Below are 16,435 nucleotides of genomic sequence, written 5' to 3' on the forward strand. Positions count from 1 at the left end.
GTATCAATAATCCACTTTGCGCAGGGCGCAGAGATGAGAGCGCGCCTGACAGAACGAAACCGCCGCACCATCCACACCCGTTACAGGCGCGGTGAGGGAGAATTGTTCATTATTTACAAACATCACCGGATCAACCGGATCATACGCCACACCCAGAACGAAATATGCCGCCATATCTTGGGGCGTTATGCCCGTTTGCGACACCAGCGCCCAATCACATGTCGTCATGTTACAGGGCATGAAATTTTCCGCCCGATCGCGCACAATGGTTTCCAGCCCGGCCCGTTCGCGTTTTTGCGGATTGGCCCAATACACATCGCGCGCCGGGTCATGCAACGCCCACTGCCCACTGGTCGCCTCTTTCGTTTCCACCATCGGAACCGACGGGAACCCGGGGGCGTAACGGAACAATTCGACAATGCGGGCTTCGACCCCGGCGCGTTGCAACATCAACCCCATCAATTGCGCGGCCGTGGCCGGGTTGATTGCGGGACGCACATCGCTTTTCTTATGCGCGTGCATCAACAGGCCGCTGATCGTTTCGACCCAGGCCCCGCTGTCACCATTCAGGGGTTTTTCCGGATCAATTTGCGCATGCGCCGCCACGAATTGCCGGATAATATCCGGCCATTGCGCAGGTGGCGTATCGGCGGGCACGGACGTCGCCATAAACAACGCGTCCACACCCTGATTCATGCGTTCGGAATCCAGCTGAGCCCCATAGCTTTTCAGCAGAATCAGGCCCAGCAGCGCCACCGCCCCGAGAATCAAACCCCAAAAAATGATGTTTTTTTTCATTCCCGGGTACGATCCTTAGTTCCGCAACGGCTTACCAGTGGACAGCATGTTTTCAACGCGGGCTTGGGTGCCTTCGTTCTTCACCAGCTTCATGAATTCATAGATTTCCAGTTTCAGGATATCCTGCTCGCTGACCGGGGTGGTCCAATCGGCCTTGTCCCCACCGGACAACACCGCCGCCAAGTGATCGGACACAACCACATCATACGGCGTTGCCTTGCCCGATTTTTTGAAATCGGCAACAGCCATATCCAGCGCGACCTTACCCGTCGGGCCCGGCAGGCGGATGGATTCAACCGGAACCGGCGCGGCGTAATTTTGCGCCAGCTCCAACGCCTTTTTCTTCGCATCGAACAGCAGGCGGTCACGGTTCATGGTGATGCCGTCACGGTCACGGAAATATCCGATCTCTTTCGCTTCGGTTGCGGATTTGGCCACGGTCGCCGTGCCAATCACTTCGAATGCCTTGCGCACCGCGCCCATCGGCGTGTTTTGCGGCGACATCCACAGGCGATCACCACCGCCAATGGCTTTCTTGTACTGTTCGCGTTCACGCTCTTGGAAGCGCAGGATCAATTCCTTGCATCCACCCCAACCGGGGATCAGGCCAACGCCCACTTCGACCAGACCGCAATAGGTTTCGGCATGCGCCTGGACATGGTCGGCATGCAGCAGGATTTCGCAACCCCCGCCCAGCGCCATACCGCTGGGGGCCGCGACAACCGGGAACGGTGCGTATTTCAGGGCCATATAGGCCTTCTGCCCGCCGGAGATCAGTTCCTCAATCTGCGGCCACAGGCCGATATTCATCGCGAAAATCGCCAGACCGAGGTTGGCACCGGCGGAGAAATGCGTGCCTTCGTTATAGATCACAAGCGCCTTCCACTCACCCTTGCCATCGCCGATCTTTTTGATGGCGTGGTGGTAGACATCGAACACATCGTTATCCAGCGCGTTCATCTTGCCGGTAAATTCAACGCACAAAACGCCATCACCCACATCCCACAGGGCGGCGGACGATGATTTGTACAACGGTTTGGAATACAGCTTGATATCACGCAACAGCAGGACACCATCGGCACGGACCACATTGTGATAGGCGCCGTCGGTGCCGAAATATTGCATTTTGCCGTTTTCAACGCGGTAGAACGACCCAGCGCCCACTTTCTGCACCAACGCCGGAACGGCTTTGCCTTCGGCTTTTAACGCATCGGCAAACCATTGCGCGCCCAGCGCGTCGATCATTTCAAACGGACCGAATTTCCAGTTATAGCCAAGACGCATGGCTTCATCGACATCAGCAATGGAATCGGCAATATCGGGCACCAGTGACGCGGCATAGGCCAGCGTATCGCGCAGAACCGCCCACGCATAACGGCCACCCGCATCATCGGTGGTGACAACAGCCCGCAACCCGGCCTTGCCCGCATCAACGGAATCCAGACGCGGTTTGTCGGCTTTGCGGTATGCGGATTCGCTGAACGAAGACGCGGTGATATCAAACGCCTGTTTCTCTTTCTTCCCGCCCGTGGTGTCGAGGCGATAGAACCCGCCCTTGCCCTTACGCCCCGTATAACCGGCGGCGATCATGCCCTTGATAAAATCAAAATCGCGCGAGATGCGGCGATATTCATCACCCTCCGGCAAGGTGGACAGCAGCGATTGCGCCAGATGCGGCATCAAATCAATCCCGACCAGATCAATCAGGCCGAACACACCCGTTTTCGGAATACCCACCGGTTTCGACAACACGGCATCGGCCACTTCCACGCTGACCTTCTGGTCCACGGCATGGTTGAGGGAGGCTTGCAGCCAGAACGTCCCGATCCGGTTGGCGATGAAGCCCGGCGTGTCGTGACATTCCACAACGCCCTTGCCCAACTGGATATCACAGAAATCGCGCACCAGCTTGATCGCGTCTTTGCGCGTTTTCGGCCCCGTCACCAGTTCCAGCAGACGCATATAACGCGGCGGGTTGAAGAAGTGCGTAATCATGAAATCCTTCGCCAGCGCGTCCCCGAACGGTTCCACCAGCAAATGCAGCGGAATGGTGGATGTGTTGGACGAAATCACGGAACCCGGCTTGCGGTGCGCCTGTAATTTTTCATACGTCGCATGTTTGATTTTCAAATCTTCCAGAACGACTTCGACGATCCAATCGCAATCAGACAGAAGCGCGAGGTCATCCTCCATATTCCCCGGCGTGATCAGTTTCGCATTGCGTTTCGACATAAACGGGGCCGGATCGGCCTTCATCATTTTGTCGATGGCACCCTTGGCCAGCATGGAGCGATCCGCCGCATCTTTCGGCACGATATCCAACAGCACGACCGGAATGCCCGCATTGGCAATTTGCGCCGCGATGCCCGACCCCATGACGCCCGATCCGATAACAGCCACTTTTTGAATGGAGGAATTGGTCATGGTTTTGGTCCCTTTGGATGGATTGAGTTTCTTGAAAAAGCCAAACATGGTGTATGCCAGTTTTGTGATGAAACGGTGAATGGTGAAAGCGACGCAGAAGACCCCGCGCCGGGAAGAAGAAGGCGTAAATAAGATAGGCTGTACCAAGCGGTTTGTACAGTCACAGCACGCAAAAACAGGCGGTTAAAAAGCGATCAGGATGCGGCGATGGACGATGGCGCCGCCTGAACATCCGCCCCCGGCCTGGCCCTGTCGGTTGCGGATGTATTCTCCGCCCCGTCATCATCCCCCAGATCAACGCCTTCGATTTCGGCCTGGGCGACATTTTTATGATAATCGCTTTGCAGGACGCGGAATTCCGCGACCACTTTGGCGGATTGGGCCAGAATGGTCGGAACTTCGCCAAAAAAGTTACTTTGCAGATAGCGGGTTCGGTTAATCACAGTCGATTCATATTCCCGCACCATACCCATATCGCTGAGCGGGCGGATCAGGCCGGACAGCATTTTCCGATAAAGCGTCATCAGATTTTCCAGCGACCCAATCACCATCATCTTGTCGCGCAAATGCGCCAGCGTGCCCAATTTAAATTCCATATAGGGCAAACTATATTTCATAATAAACCCATTGATCTTGCGGATTTCCTGCACCTGCGCTTCCATCACCAATCCCAATTCACTGGCGCGCAGGAACAGGCGTTTCTCCTCATCCAGCAAATCGCTTTGATGTTCATCATAAAAATCAACCAGACGGGTCAGGGTTTGCGCCAACACCTGACGCACGGCATCGGGCCGTTCGACACCAAAGCGGAGCTTGCCCTCCAATGCGGCTTTGGCCACGGTGCGGGCACGTTTTATATCCCCGATACGCAAAGACGCGCGCAGCGATCGCTCCAAGGCCTCGGCCTCAACAGGGCCGTACAATGCATCCAGCGATTTGGTGATTGTGATCCAGTCGGGTTCCATGCTGGCCAGCAAATCCCGCGCCGCCCCGAAACGAAGCTTGTATTCCAGCAATTCAGCTTTGCGTTTGTCATACCGGGCCATCATCACCCCGGCATCCGCGGTCCATTTGATATTGCGCCCCGAAATATCAAGCGCCTTGGACTTGTCCTGACGAATGCCTTCGCGCACCAGCGTCGTAAACCGGTTGATCTGCATATAGGCGACGGCAAAGTTGGTGATATTGGTCTGCAACCCGCGCAGGACATTGCGGGCCTCGGCCTTTAAACGGATGGCATCGGGGTGGTCTTTCGGACGACCCGGGATTTTCATCTGGGCTTTCACATCATGGGCGGCCCATTGCATGGCGTAATCGAAAAATTGCTGGAACAAGGTGCGCAGTTCCTGCTCCTGAGCCTTCACCTGGGCTTCATCAAAATTGTCGGAGGCCACGGCGACGATAGCATGCACCCGTTCCATAAAGCCCCGTTCGACCGCGTCGAAATCGGTTGCGTCCGTCAAACCCAAAGTCGTCAGCAATGTGACCACAGAACTCATACGCAGAAACCCCGCCTCTATCAGAAAGCCACGCCCCCGCCCGCAGGGGGGAAACGGAGCTATTGTGCGCCGCCGCACTATTATGGTAACCGCTGAGCGTAAACATGATGTAAACGTTAACGCCGCTGGTTTCACTGAAATGTAAGGAAATCCGCCAAAAACAAGGCCGGAGGGTCGCCCCTCCGGCCTGAATTTTTGCATTTTGCCTGCGCAAAAGGATAGAGCAGGGTTTAAAACCCTAGGCCGCTTCCAACACGATGGCCGTGCCCTGACCGCCACCGATACACATGGTGGCCAGACCGGTTTTGATGCCTTCACGTTGCATCAGGCTGGCCAGTTTGCCGGTGATCCGTGCACCGGAAGCCCCCAGCGGGTGACCCAGCGCAATTGCGCCGCCATCAATGTTCAGGCGGGATTGATCAATGCCCAGCTCCTTCACCACCGACAAGGATTGCGCGGCGAAGGCTTCGTTCAATTCAAACAGGCCGATATCCTTGATCGACAGACCGGCGCGGGCCAGCGCCTTTTGCGAGGACGGAACCGGACCAATGCCCATGATTTCCGCCGCACAACCGGACACGCCAATCGATTTGATCCGCGCCATGATCGGCAGATTATGTTTGCGGGCATAGGATTCAGAGGTGACCAGCACCGCCGCAGCCCCGTCGGTCAGCGGTGATGACGTCCCCGCCGTAACCGTACCATCGGACAGGAAGGCCGGTTTCAGACCGGACAGAATATCAACGGTGGTTTCGGGACGGATAATGCCGTCGGTTTTAATATCGCCAATCGGCGCAATTTCCGCATCGAACTTGCCCGACGCCGCAGCCGCAGCGGCTTTCGCCTGCGAATTGGCGGCAAATTGGTCCTGTTCCCCACGGGTGATCTGGTACTTGCTGGCCAGGTTTTCGGCGGTTTCACCCATGCTCATATAAGCCTGCGGGAAGGTTTTCGCCAAAGTCGGGTTCGGCATCGGGTTGAAGCCGCCCATCGGGATGCGGGTCATGGACTCAACACCGGCGCAGATGAACACATCGCCCGCGCCCATGGCAATCGCCCCGGCGGCCATGTGGATCGCCGTCATGGACGAACCACAGAAACGGTTCATCGTCACACCACCCACCGACACCGGCAGACCGGCCAGTTGGACCACGATACGCGCCAGGTTAAAGCCCTGTTCGGCTTCGGGGAAGGCGCAGCCCATGATCAAATCTTCGATATCTTCCGGCTTCACGCCCGTTTCCTTCACCAGGGCGGTGATAACGGTGGCGGCGATGTCGTCAGGACGCACTTTGGCCAGGGCACCCTTGGTCGCCAAATGCATCGGGCTGCGTTTAAAGCCACAAATTACGGCTGTTTCTGTCATGTTGTAACCCTCCGGATAGATGGGAAATAACCCCGAAGACCCGGGACCGGGTGGGGTGAGTCGGTTTGTCCGTCCCATACATTACAGGGATATAGTGCGTGAATCTACGGGTTTCGAGGGGGGCGCATACACAACCCGTGCTCATCTGCCTTGCGGGGCGCTTTTCTTTTTGACATTCCGTTTGACTCCCGGGACAATTCCGGGCATCACCTATCCCTATCAGGGGAATACGGGAAATTACGAAAAAACCACCCCGAACCCCGATCCGATTTTTATTGAAGGAGACGAAAGTCAGTGGCCACCGCAACCGACAAAAAGGGCATGAAACGCATCTGCAACAGCTGCAGCGCCCGTTTTTATGATTTCAACAAACGTCCGGTCATCTGCCCGAATTGCGCGGCGGAATTTACCGGTGAAGTGAAGCTGAAGGCCCGCCGCAGCCGCGCCATCGCCAATGACGAAGGTCAAGTAAGCCCGGCCGCCGCCGCCGATGCGGATGAGGCCGCCGAAGAATTGGAAGACGAAGACGAAGTCGAACAGGAAGACGATACCGTCAGCCTGGACGAGGTCGAGGAGCTGGAAGAAGCCGACGCCGATGACGTTGATGCCGACGAAGAAGATATCGACATCGATGACGATCTGGATATCGACGATGATCTGGACGAAGATCTGGATGATGACGATTTCGACGACGAAGATGAAGACGAGGACGACGAAGACTAAGTGTCTGACGCATCTCTTTATACCGTTACAATACGCCTTCCGGCTGGCCTGAGCGATGTTCAGGCCAGCCTTTTTGCTGATGAAGCCTTTGGCGGCGATCAAATCTCATCATCACTGGTCCGCGAAACCCCGGCATCGGAATCCGATCTGGGGGCCACGGCATGGACCATGCAATGGTTGCTGGCGGGTGTTGCCGAGCCGGATGCGCTGGCCGCACATTTGAATGACGCCGCCGCCATGTTTGATATGGCCGATATGATCAACGTGACACCGGCGGATTTGGACTGTGCGATTGTCAACCCGGACACCAATTGGCTGGAACAATCTTATCGCGCCTTCCCGCCCTTTACCGTTGGCGGTTTTTACATTCACGGCAGCCATTCCACCGACCCGGCGCCCGATGGTTTCCGCGCATTGCAGATTGATGCCGCGACCGCCTTTGGTTCGGGCGAACACGGCACGACGGCGGGATGTTTGTTGTTGTTGGAACAATTAAAAGCCGACGGCATGACGCCGGGCCGCATTCTGGACATGGGATGCGGGTCGGGCATTTTGGGCATTGCCGCGTGGATGTTGTTTGACCGCCCGGTGATTGCCAGCGACATCGACCCCGAATGTATGCGCGTCACCGACCATCACGGCGAAATCAACCATGTGCCAGTATGGGACGAACAATCAAACACCACGGGCATGACCACATGCGCCGGGGATGGGTTCCGATTGCCGTTGGTGCAAAACAACGCCCCCTATACAATCGTGATTGCCAACATCCTGCCCGCGCCGTTGCTGGCCATGGCCAACGATCTGGTCGCGGCGATGGAACAGGATGGATTTGTCATCCTGTCCGGGATTTTGAATGAACAAGCGGATGAGGTTGAGGCGGCCTATATCGCCCTCAACCTGAAACCCGTGACACGCATGGTGCGCGGGGAATGGACGTCGTTGCTGATGCAGAAGTGATAAAAAAGGCCCGTTTGACCGGGCCTTTTTCTTTATCCTAAATTCTGCTTCGGCGGCTTCGGCACCCGGACCTTCGACTTCGCCAGCGGGCGCTGGTACGTGCCATAGGGGCGGTTATCATCCAGACCCAACAGGCGGTAATCATCCGCCGACAACGCCCAATCCGGATCGTTGTTCGCGATCTTGGTCTTGATATCCTGCACCAGCGATTCCGTTTCTTTCAAAATCGCCTCGGCCACCGCGCGGTCTTTCTTGGACTTGCCCGTCATACGCTCTTCCCATGTTTCATGGGCGCGTTTGATTTGCATTTCCAGACGACCCAATGACACCGCATCCGTATCAATCAGACCATGAATACGGGCCTTTTCCTTGGCCTTTTCACGGGCCAGATCATCGGGGTGCAGATAATTTTTCGATTTACCAAACAATTGCGCATGTTCCATTTGCGCGCGGTACAGCACAGCGACATAACGTTCACGCACCTGAACCGAATGGAATTGATCCAGCGCATGGGCCCGTTCGCGGTTGATGCGATCGGATTCTTTCGCGCTCGCAAATTCCTCGGCACAGGGCACGAACAATTTCGCCAGCGCCTTGTCATGCGCGGACATTTCCATGAAGGCCGGGGCATAGACCCGTTCTTCCAATGTTTGCTTGCGGTCGAAATCGGGGAAGTAACGCGCCATTTCCATCGCGCGGACCATGTTCGCGGCCATTTCCGGGTTGCGTTCGATGAAGTGCTTGTTCGCCTTCATCTGTTCCAGCGACGCGCCACGGTTGGCACCAATGGCAATGCCGCGCTCAACGGACGTGACCAGTGGCTGTTTATTGATATCAATAATTTCAAACGCCTTGTGCAAACGGTGGTTCCGATCGCTCATAATCTCGGCGATTTCCTGTGGCCCCATATGCATGAATTCTTTGGGGTCGAAATCGGACACGTTGAACAAAACCGCCTTGTTCGCGTAACGGCGTTCAGTGGATCGACCCACATAAACACCGATATTCGCGCACGCCTTGTACGCCGTGCGGTTGACATAGGTCAGCAGGTGGCGCGGATAAACCATGCCATTATGCGTCCCGCCGAGGTATTTTTTCACCTCGGCCTTGTTCGCGTTCATGGTCATGCGGGTGTAGAGTTCCGGGTCAATGGACCGCATGAATTGGTCCAGGCGGCGTTCCATGATGACGTCGTTGCGTCCTTCGTGTGCCGCGCCGTCCTTCTTGGACACCAGATTGTTGGAAATCATCAGCCCTTCGACCGTGAAGTCGGGGAATTCCGGGTTTTCCGGTTTGCGGCGGACCTTGAATTTATCCGGGCGCAGATAGGCAAACATGCGCGCCTTGTTGCGAATATCACTGCTGCGAATGCCGCCACTGCTCATCGGGAAATAGTTCAAATCCCCGGCGGCGAAAGCCAGTTGTTGCATCCACATATTGTCAGCGTTGAAGATGTTGGCCCCATCCACCATGGTTTTGATGTGCACCATGCGCGGGGATTTCAATTCTTTCTTCTTTGACGGGTCCAGAACATAATTGATGGTTTTTTGTTCATAGACATTCACGCCGTTATCGCCCTTAGCCTTACTGCGGCTGGCGTCTCCCGGCTTTTGCTCGGCGTCGATATATAGGCGCGATGCCGTATGTTCGTTGCCCTTTTCGTCTTTGAACGAAACCTCTTTCGACTGTTCCAGAAATTCCTTGATCTTGAAATAGAACAGGCGCGGCGGGAAGGCGCCGTTTAATTCACCCGGGTTGTTAAACGCCCCCTTCGCATCCACCGCCGGCTTTTCATACAAAGCGGATGGCATGACGTTGGTGGTCAGCAACGCGTCCAGATCCGGCAGGATCGTGCGCGGTAAAACCTGGTAATAGTTCGCCCATTTTTCGTTGGCATCGCCCAACAAATCGTACTGAACCGCGGCGAATTGGTGGATGGCGGCATAACGGCCCAATTGGGTCGTTTCGGTATCGTATGTAATGCCGCGCATAAACCCGTTCTGGATATAATAATCCGGCAGGGACATCGGCACGCGGCGTTGTTTCGGGTTCAAATTCGCCCCGTCGATGTTCAACACGGCATCATGCTGGTCCCGGGCGGCGCGGCGCAGTTTCAAACGATGTTTTTCATCACCGCTTTCTTCACGCGCATCCGCGATTTCGCGGATCATGTCGCCCATCGGGGTTTTAATTTCCGGCGGCACAATCTTGGTCAGATATTCGACATCTTCGCCACCACCAAAGTGCTGGTCCTTCGGACGCTTGATGGTGATGTAGGTCATCATTGATTTTTCCTGACCAATGATGGCGCAACCCTTTTCATCGGAAATCTGGATGACGTCTTGTTCGCTGGGGTTAATCGCGGTCATGCCGTGCTTGACCATCAGGGCGGAGCTGTGTGCCCGTTGCGGCACATCGCCGTGCGTGGCCAGACCATAGGGCGCCCCGGCCATATCCATCATACGCTCGACATCTTCTTGCCCACCGTGACCGGAAGCGTGTTCGATCACATATTCGTACCCGCGGCGCTCAAGAAACTTGATTACCTTGTTGTAGTGTTTTTCCGAACCCGGAATCCCCGTCTGCGACACAATAAATTTGTAGCGTTGCGGTGTAATGAAGCCGAGATTCTTCTGGTCCTTGTTCTCAATCAAACGGTTGAGAATGGACATTTGTTCGTTGTGTGTCCCGGTCACGACCAAGCCATGGTGACGAATATCGCCCTTCAAAATCGCATTCACACCAACGCCGGTCGGCGTGAAGTTCAGAATGCGGCGACCAAAAGCCTGACGTGCGTGTTCCTTCAGGGTCTTGCCGTTTTTACGGCCGATTTTTTCCAGCACTTTTTTGGTAAAGCGCAAGGATGCACCCAGCACAATCGTGTCACGATCGGTTTCGCCATAGGCATCGGCGGTGGTCACCAGGCGGGCCGCGTTCGTCCCGATATGCAGGGTAACAGGGGCCTTGTCCGGCGACTGGTTGATAAATTTCACCATGCCCTTTTTCACGTCGTCTTCGCGTTTGATCGGGCCGATAAAGCTGGCACGCGTGGAATCGACGGTCACCATTGTCGGCTTCAACGCGGTGATGCGTTCAACATCAAACACGTGGTTGGATTCCACCGTCTGATCAAATTTCGCGTCGGAATAATGGAACAACGACCCCTTCGGCGTCTTCACAAACACCCAGTTGGTGGGCGCGGAGTGCGGGGTCCAGCCGAATTCGGCGGTGATGTTCTTACTGATCTGCAGCTCTTTCTTCGCATCAATCAGGGAATCGATCACCGTCCATTTTTTCGGCATCCATTCCTTGGGCACATCGAGCTTTTTACAAATATCTTCGATATGCATTTTGGTCGCGGCGTTACAGATCACATGATCCATCACGTAACCGGCCAGCAACATATGCGGCACACCGCCATTATGGTCATAGTGCCAGTGCGTGATAAAGGTCGCAGCGGCCTGATATTTCGGTTTGTGTTTTGGGTTGTTGCGGTGGCGGTAATAATCGCCCGCGAACGCCATTTTCGCGTCATACCCGGTTTTATCGCGGTCCAGTGCCATGATCCCGACATCGCGCACCAGCGATTCGGTCACCAGCTTGCCCTTATCATCAATATATTCGTAATGATCGGCGAAGCAGTTGGCACCCAAGCCCCGTTCGCGGCCCGGCAGATGTTCGTTGGTCGGGTTGCCGCCCAGAATACGGGTGGTAAAGCGCGCACCTTCTTCTTTCGTCAAGGCGGGCACGCCGCTGATCGCTTTTTGTGTGTTGGTGTAACCGATAATGTCGCCCAAATCCGGCACGATCCCATCGCGTACATCCAGCATCGCGTCATGCGCGAAATGCAGGATGCGGACCATGTTTTTATGGTCGCTGGCGCGTTGTTTGCGGTCACCGATCGTCGCGGCGGACAATTCCACCAGACCCTTGCCCTTCTCACTCCGCACCGGGCGGAAGGACAGTTTTACCAGATTGTGATCCTGATAATCATGGCTGGCGGCCAAATCTTTTTTCGCCAATGTCATTTCAACATTGGTGTGATCCGGCGTTTCACCGCGGACCATTTCGGCCTGCAGGCTGTAGCGGACGGAATCCGTGTCGCCCCCCGTGGCCGCGCCACGTGTTGCGGCATGGAACAACACCGGCTGGCCCGGACGGGCGGCATAACCCTGTTGGAAAAAGCCCGTCACCGCCGGAACATATTGCGGCGGAATGCGCAAAGACCGGGTGATGTTCTTGCGCCCCTCTTCATAGGCCAGACGGGCATTGCCGTCCTTGTACGTGTTGGGCAGCGGTTTGATCTTCAACCCCGCATCCTTGGCAATATTGCCCAGCATCGGCATGCGTTGTTCCAGACGCAGCGTTTCCAAAACCTGTTGGCAGGTGGTCACAGCCGCCGTTACGGCGCGGCGGTCATGCAGATTGATCGCCTCACCCTGCACCACCAATGCGGTGATGCGCATCACGTCCTTGCCCTTATACTTGGCCGGTTCGGCCTTCAACGTCATAAAGGGGGTGGTGATATTGTCGCCGTTGGGGCGGTGAACCCAATGTTCAATCGCAATGGCAATGGACCCGTCGGTGGCCGGTTGAACATCGGCGTGCACACCATGAATGGCGCCCTGTTCCGCGTAAAATTTCACCCCGGCATAGCCGGAGGGGCGGGATTCGTAATATTTCTGGGCATCAACACCGATTTCAATGGGGAAATAGCGCAGGTCAAAATCCGCCGCGCGTTCAAAGATCCGCCCCAAACTCATCACGGCCTTCGGAGTCTTTTTCACATCCCCGCTGTTCGCGTTGGGGATGTTGTCCTGATCCGGCGTGTTTGTGGTGTTGGTCATTGTTCCCGATTACTCCCCCAAGAAACGCTTGTCCCTGTGTATGCTTGTTATTTTTTCTGGCATACGTTCATCGGATGCGGGTTGCCCCGTATCCATCACACATCCACCCGCCAATGTTCGGTCAGGCAATCGCCGGTCCAGCATCTGTGTGCGGTTTGGGCGATCATATGCTGTTGCCACTTTCGGCCCCAAAGTCGGGCGGCGCGACGGCACAGTCAGCTTTTTATTGTTTTGTTTTCCACCCGATCCCGATTGGCCATCATTCAGGACATCATCCGACGTCCGGCGTAAATCGGGGTGCAGGCGGTGCAGTTCCAAAATCCGTTCGAAATCAGGAACCTGATCCGCCTGGATCTGGTGCAGGAAGAATAGCGCGGCATTCACCGCCCGTGAAGAAATTTTTTCCGTAATTTTAATCGGCCGCGCCATGATTTTCAGGCTGATAACCGACCGCGCAGGCACGGAAAACCGCCGCGCATCGAACACGATTTCCATAACCGGAAGATCGGTCACCTGCCCCATTAAATCGTAATGCCACGAATCGATGCGCAGCAAAACCGTGTCCGCCCCGTCACAGGGCGCACCATTGCCATGTACGGCGTGACAGTTATGAATGGAGTATCCGAGCCCCAGAATGGTGGATTCGGCGGAATCCCGCCGGGTCGCGGCGGATTCGGGTTTCTGTAAAAATTCGAAGAGGGTCCACCCGGCAACCGGCCAGTTCAGCCGCGCCGCAGGAATACAGATAGAATGGGCCTCACCCGTACCGGGCAGCGGCGTTATTTCGGTTCTGTAAGCCACTTTTACTCCTGCGCATCTTTTTGTTTTATTTATAAAAAGACGTGAAACCTGATGGCAGTCATAGGCATAAGAATTTTTTATTTCAAGACTGGTTTCCCGACCAATCCCGTGCAATAACTCTACCCTTCCCCTGACACGCACACCATCCCGCGCCCGGTCTTATCCACAGGGCGGGGTTTTGCATTTGCGTTCTCAATGAAGGTGTTATCGAATTGCGCGCGGCAAACGGTGATACAGACCCAGCAGATAGAGCAGCACAAAGTAATAGAAGCACAATTCCTGCATCTCACTCGTGCGTTCAAACAGATTGATGCCCATGCCTTCGACAACCTTGTCCAGCAGATGCACACCAACCGCCAGCGCCGCCACAACCCACAGGGACGATGACGGATAAAACGCATTGAAGCGCGCCGGCAAAACCGCCGGACGAATTTTACGCAGCAATGGAATAATCAACCCACCCACGGCCACCCCGATCATCAGGATCAGGCGCGGCTTCTGGTCCAGCCAGGCGGATGTATTGTGCAGGTTGGTTTCATTCTGGTCATTCAGATGGGTCCAGAAATCCGGCGTGCCCCAGCCGACAAAATGCTGACCCCAGCTGATTTCCTCACCCGCGACATAAACACAGCAGAATGCGGCCATCGCGACCCAAGCCGTCATCAACAGATCCGCGCGACGGTCCATCCGCACAAAGGTCGCCAGCGCCACCAGCACCGCGGCCACCAGCACCAGAAACTGCAAATTCTCATACAGCCCTAATTCGCTGTACATGAATTCCAGCGTCGGGTGATCCAAAAGACGTTCCGAAATAAACTGCCCCACGATCAGGACGGGCGGCAGGATGTAGAACCAGAATTTCGTGAGCATGATGGGGGGCCTTCGTGCGGATCAAAGATGACCCATCTTAAAGAACAATACCGAACCGTTTCAACAGGAACGTCATGCCAAAATAAAGAATAATGGTCATGACACAGGACACGGCCAGCCCCGCATAAAACGGCACGCCATGGCGCAGCAAGGCCGGGAAGACCAGAAACATCGGCAAGGACGGCAAAACATACCAGAACGTGGCCTCGGCATGACTGGCGATGCGTTCGGCATCCCCCGTATCCCGCCACAACCAGATCATGGCCAACACCGAGACCAGCGGCAGAGACGCAATCAACGCCCCAAAGGCAGGCGAACGGCGGGCCGTTTTTTTCACCGCCGCCACCAAAATGCCAGAGAGCGCGGCCTTGATAACGGCATAAAGCATCAGTTAGTCCACCTTCATCCCTGTTTACACGCCCCTAAGGGCAGGTGATCGTTGAAAATCCAATCGATCCCGTTGGCGCAACCGTGAAACTACATATGCCACCATCCGTGGTGTTACCCGTTGAACCGGCATGAATGCTGGTCGTGCCGTTGCCAGAGATAACGGTTTTCGGCCCAGACGTTGACAAAGAAAAGTTGTTATCGGCAATCGTGGCATTGGATGCGCCATTGATCAGCATTCCAACGGCCCCTGCGTTATTGGAGGACGCGGTAATGGTATTATTGCGCACAATGGCATTCGTCGTATTGCGCACATCAACACCCACACCGCCGCCGGTCGCGCCAAAGCTGGTAATCGTAGAATTTTCGATGACAACACCGGACATAGTCTGTGCGTTCACGACATACGTACCTGTGCCATCACTATTGGAATTGCTCAGATTCATGCCTTTGATATGGGTGTTATTTCCAATATTCATCATATAAGACAAACTGGTGTCGGTAGCCGCCAATGCACTTTTTTTTTTTTTGGCCGTCGCATTCATCCCCGATGGGGTTCGCACACCGACCGCACCGCTGCCGATCAATGTTTGCCCGGCGGGTACAATCACAAGGGCGGTTGTATCAATACGGTCAGTAACAATGACCGTGTTTGCCCCGGCATTGGTCAGGGCCGTGTTCAGGGCCGCCGTGTCCGCTATGCCCGCGCTATTCACAATTGTGATGGTTTGGCCATCGGTGGTTTCGGTCGCCGTTTCGCTGCGCCCATAGGCCCCGGCTTGGGTGACGACATCAATATCGCGCACGATCGGGTCCATCATGCGGCGTTCTTGGGTGGTGAGCGTTTTCGATGGGTTTTTATCCCCTGTAAACGCGCTGAACGGGATACGCAAACGGGCGGACACAAATCCTTGGGATCCACGCGGATCATCTTTTTGCCATTCCGCCCCGACAGAGAAACGTGACCCTTTCCACGCAAATGGCAATTCATCAAAGGTCAGATCAAGGCGCAGACGAGGGCCTTGCACATCGTCAACACCATTTGTATCGGAGGAGAAATGATAACCACCAGCATAGGCGCGCAAATTGGTGCCCGAATCCACATCAAAGACGGGCAAGCGATAGCCAACCTCGCCATCGAACCCCTGCATTGCGACTTCTTCACCTTGGGTGACGGTGAAGCTCGACCCCGTAAGGGTCGCGGTGTTTAACGCATCAACAGATTTGTTTTTTTCACCGATGGGCTGATAGGCGTTCACACGCACATCCCAATCTTGGCCCAGCAGCTCTGCGCCCAATGTAATCTGATCGAAATAATTATCATTGGATGTTTGGCGGCGGTGCGGTCAAAATAGCCATAGGCCCCAACATTCCAGCCATGATCCAGCATCTGGCGCAGCCCCAAGCCGAAATTGCCTTCGCTGCTGGAATTGTTATCTGTACGCAGGCGGAGATCAGAGAAAAATAAAGTATCGTCATCTTGAGAAAGCGGCATGAACAAATCGATTTCGCCTACATCACGCTCATTCCCGATTTTACCTTCCAAATCAATATAGGGCTCCCATTTATCCTGCGCCTGCGCCGGCCATGAAAACAAGGCCAAGGTTGTTATGACACCAACGGAACAAAGGGCTTTTGATTTAGAATTCATATTTCTCCCAATCAAGATTTCACATTTTAAAAAATTTACATCAATCACGTCATGATTGCGTACCACAGCAAACGGCCCGTTTCAAGAAACGGGCCGGATTATTGCTTTT

At 55.2% G+C, this 16,435-nt stretch carries 12 protein-coding genes; 2 read left to right on the top strand and 10 right to left on the bottom strand.

Features of this window, described 5'->3' with window-relative positions; translation table 11 throughout:
• Positions 1-3: 3 nt before the first annotated feature.
• The 4 genes from A11S_RS11200 to A11S_RS11215 all read right to left on the bottom strand — a co-directional run bounded on the left by A11S_RS11200 (position 4) and on the right by A11S_RS11215 (position 6,087).
• The gene (locus A11S_RS11200) at positions 4-798 is read right to left on the bottom strand and encodes a hypothetical protein (RefSeq protein ID WP_015468625.1); all 795 of its coding nucleotides are present in this window, start codon (positions 796-798) and stop codon (positions 4-6) included.
• Positions 799-813: 15 nt separating this feature from the next.
• On the bottom strand, positions 814-3,222 hold the full coding sequence (locus A11S_RS11205) for a 3-hydroxyacyl-CoA dehydrogenase/enoyl-CoA hydratase family protein (RefSeq protein ID WP_235067803.1): 2,409 nt from the start codon (positions 3,220-3,222) through the stop codon (positions 814-816).
• 194 nt (positions 3,223-3,416) lie between these two features.
• Positions 3,417-4,721 carry a hypothetical protein gene (locus A11S_RS11210; RefSeq protein ID WP_015468627.1) on the bottom strand — a complete coding sequence of 435 codons (1,305 nt, stop codon included), beginning with the start codon at positions 4,719-4,721 and terminating at the stop codon, positions 3,417-3,419.
• Positions 4,722-4,959: 238 nt separating this feature from the next.
• Positions 4,960-6,087 carry a thiolase family protein gene (locus A11S_RS11215; protein ID WP_015468628.1) on the bottom strand — a complete coding sequence of 376 codons (1,128 nt, stop codon included), beginning with the start codon at positions 6,085-6,087 and terminating at the stop codon, positions 4,960-4,962.
• A gap of 294 nt (positions 6,088-6,381) precedes the next feature.
• Here A11S_RS11215 and A11S_RS11220 point away from each other — a divergent pair, with 294 nt between their 5' ends.
• Together A11S_RS11220 and A11S_RS11225 are read left to right on the top strand one after the other, a co-directional pair.
• Positions 6,382-6,810, top strand: a complete 429-nt coding sequence (locus tag A11S_RS11220) for an FYDLN acid domain-containing protein (protein ID WP_015468629.1) — start codon at positions 6,382-6,384, stop codon at positions 6,808-6,810.
• On the top strand, positions 6,811-7,770 hold the full coding sequence (locus tag A11S_RS11225) for a 50S ribosomal protein L11 methyltransferase (protein ID WP_015468630.1): 960 nt from the start codon (positions 6,811-6,813) through the stop codon (positions 7,768-7,770).
• 32 nt (positions 7,771-7,802) lie between these two features.
• Here the strand turns inward: A11S_RS11225 and A11S_RS11230 are convergent, their stop codons facing one another.
• The 6 genes from A11S_RS11230 to A11S_RS11255 all read right to left on the bottom strand — a co-directional run bounded on the left by A11S_RS11230 (position 7,803) and on the right by A11S_RS11255 (position 16,392).
• Complete coding sequence (locus tag A11S_RS11230) at positions 7,803-12,617, bottom strand: protein with mRNA degradation ribonuclease J1/J2 domain (protein WP_015468631.1); 4,815 nt, start codon at positions 12,615-12,617, stop codon at positions 7,803-7,805.
• 9 nt (positions 12,618-12,626) lie between these two features.
• Complete coding sequence (locus A11S_RS11235; protein WP_015468632.1) at positions 12,627-13,418, bottom strand: hypothetical protein; 792 nt, start codon at positions 13,416-13,418, stop codon at positions 12,627-12,629.
• Between the two features lie 204 nt (positions 13,419-13,622).
• Complete coding sequence (locus A11S_RS11240) at positions 13,623-14,288, bottom strand: hypothetical protein (RefSeq protein WP_015468633.1); 666 nt, start codon at positions 14,286-14,288, stop codon at positions 13,623-13,625.
• Between the two features lie 37 nt (positions 14,289-14,325).
• Entirely contained in the window at positions 14,326-14,676 is a 351-nt protein-coding gene (locus tag A11S_RS11245; protein ID WP_015468634.1) for a DUF3147 family protein, read from the bottom strand.
• 34 nt (positions 14,677-14,710) lie between these two features.
• Positions 14,711-15,940, bottom strand: a complete 1,230-nt coding sequence (locus A11S_RS11250; RefSeq protein ID WP_148285148.1) for a right-handed parallel beta-helix repeat-containing protein — start codon at positions 15,938-15,940, stop codon at positions 14,711-14,713.
• Positions 15,931-16,392, bottom strand: coding sequence for an inverse autotransporter beta domain-containing protein (locus tag A11S_RS11255; RefSeq protein WP_041802775.1), 462 nt, complete (start codon positions 16,390-16,392; stop codon positions 15,931-15,933). Before A11S_RS11255 ends, A11S_RS11250 begins: the two co-directional genes overlap by 10 nt.
• Positions 16,393-16,435 lie beyond the last annotated feature (43 nt).

The sequence above is a fragment of the Micavibrio aeruginosavorus EPB genome, assembly GCF_000348745.1.
Lineage (GTDB): Bacteria > Pseudomonadota > Alphaproteobacteria > Micavibrionales > Micavibrionaceae > Micavibrio > Micavibrio aeruginosavorus_A.

Bases quoted from the DNA above. Each gene is read 5' to 3' on its own strand.
- A11S_RS11200 (WP_015468625.1), bottom strand. From the start codon at position 798: ATGAAAAAAAACATCATTTTTTGGGGTTTGATTCTCGGGGCGGTGGCG.
- A11S_RS11205 (WP_235067803.1), bottom strand. From the start codon at position 3,222: ATGACCAATTCCTCCATTCAAAAAGTGGCTGTTATCGGATCGGGCGTC.
- A11S_RS11210 (WP_015468627.1), bottom strand. From the start codon at position 4,721: ATGAGTTCTGTGGTCACATTGCTGACGACTTTGGGTTTGACGGACGCA.
- A11S_RS11215 (WP_015468628.1), bottom strand. From the start codon at position 6,087: ATGACAGAAACAGCCGTAATTTGTGGCTTTAAACGCAGCCCGATGCAT.
- A11S_RS11230 (WP_015468631.1), bottom strand. From the start codon at position 12,617: ATGACCAACACCACAAACACGCCGGATCAGGACAACATCCCCAACGCG.
- A11S_RS11240 (WP_015468633.1), bottom strand. From the start codon at position 14,288: ATGCTCACGAAATTCTGGTTCTACATCCTGCCGCCCGTCCTGATCGTG.
- A11S_RS11245 (WP_015468634.1), bottom strand. From the start codon at position 14,676: ATGCTTTATGCCGTTATCAAGGCCGCGCTCTCTGGCATTTTGGTGGCG.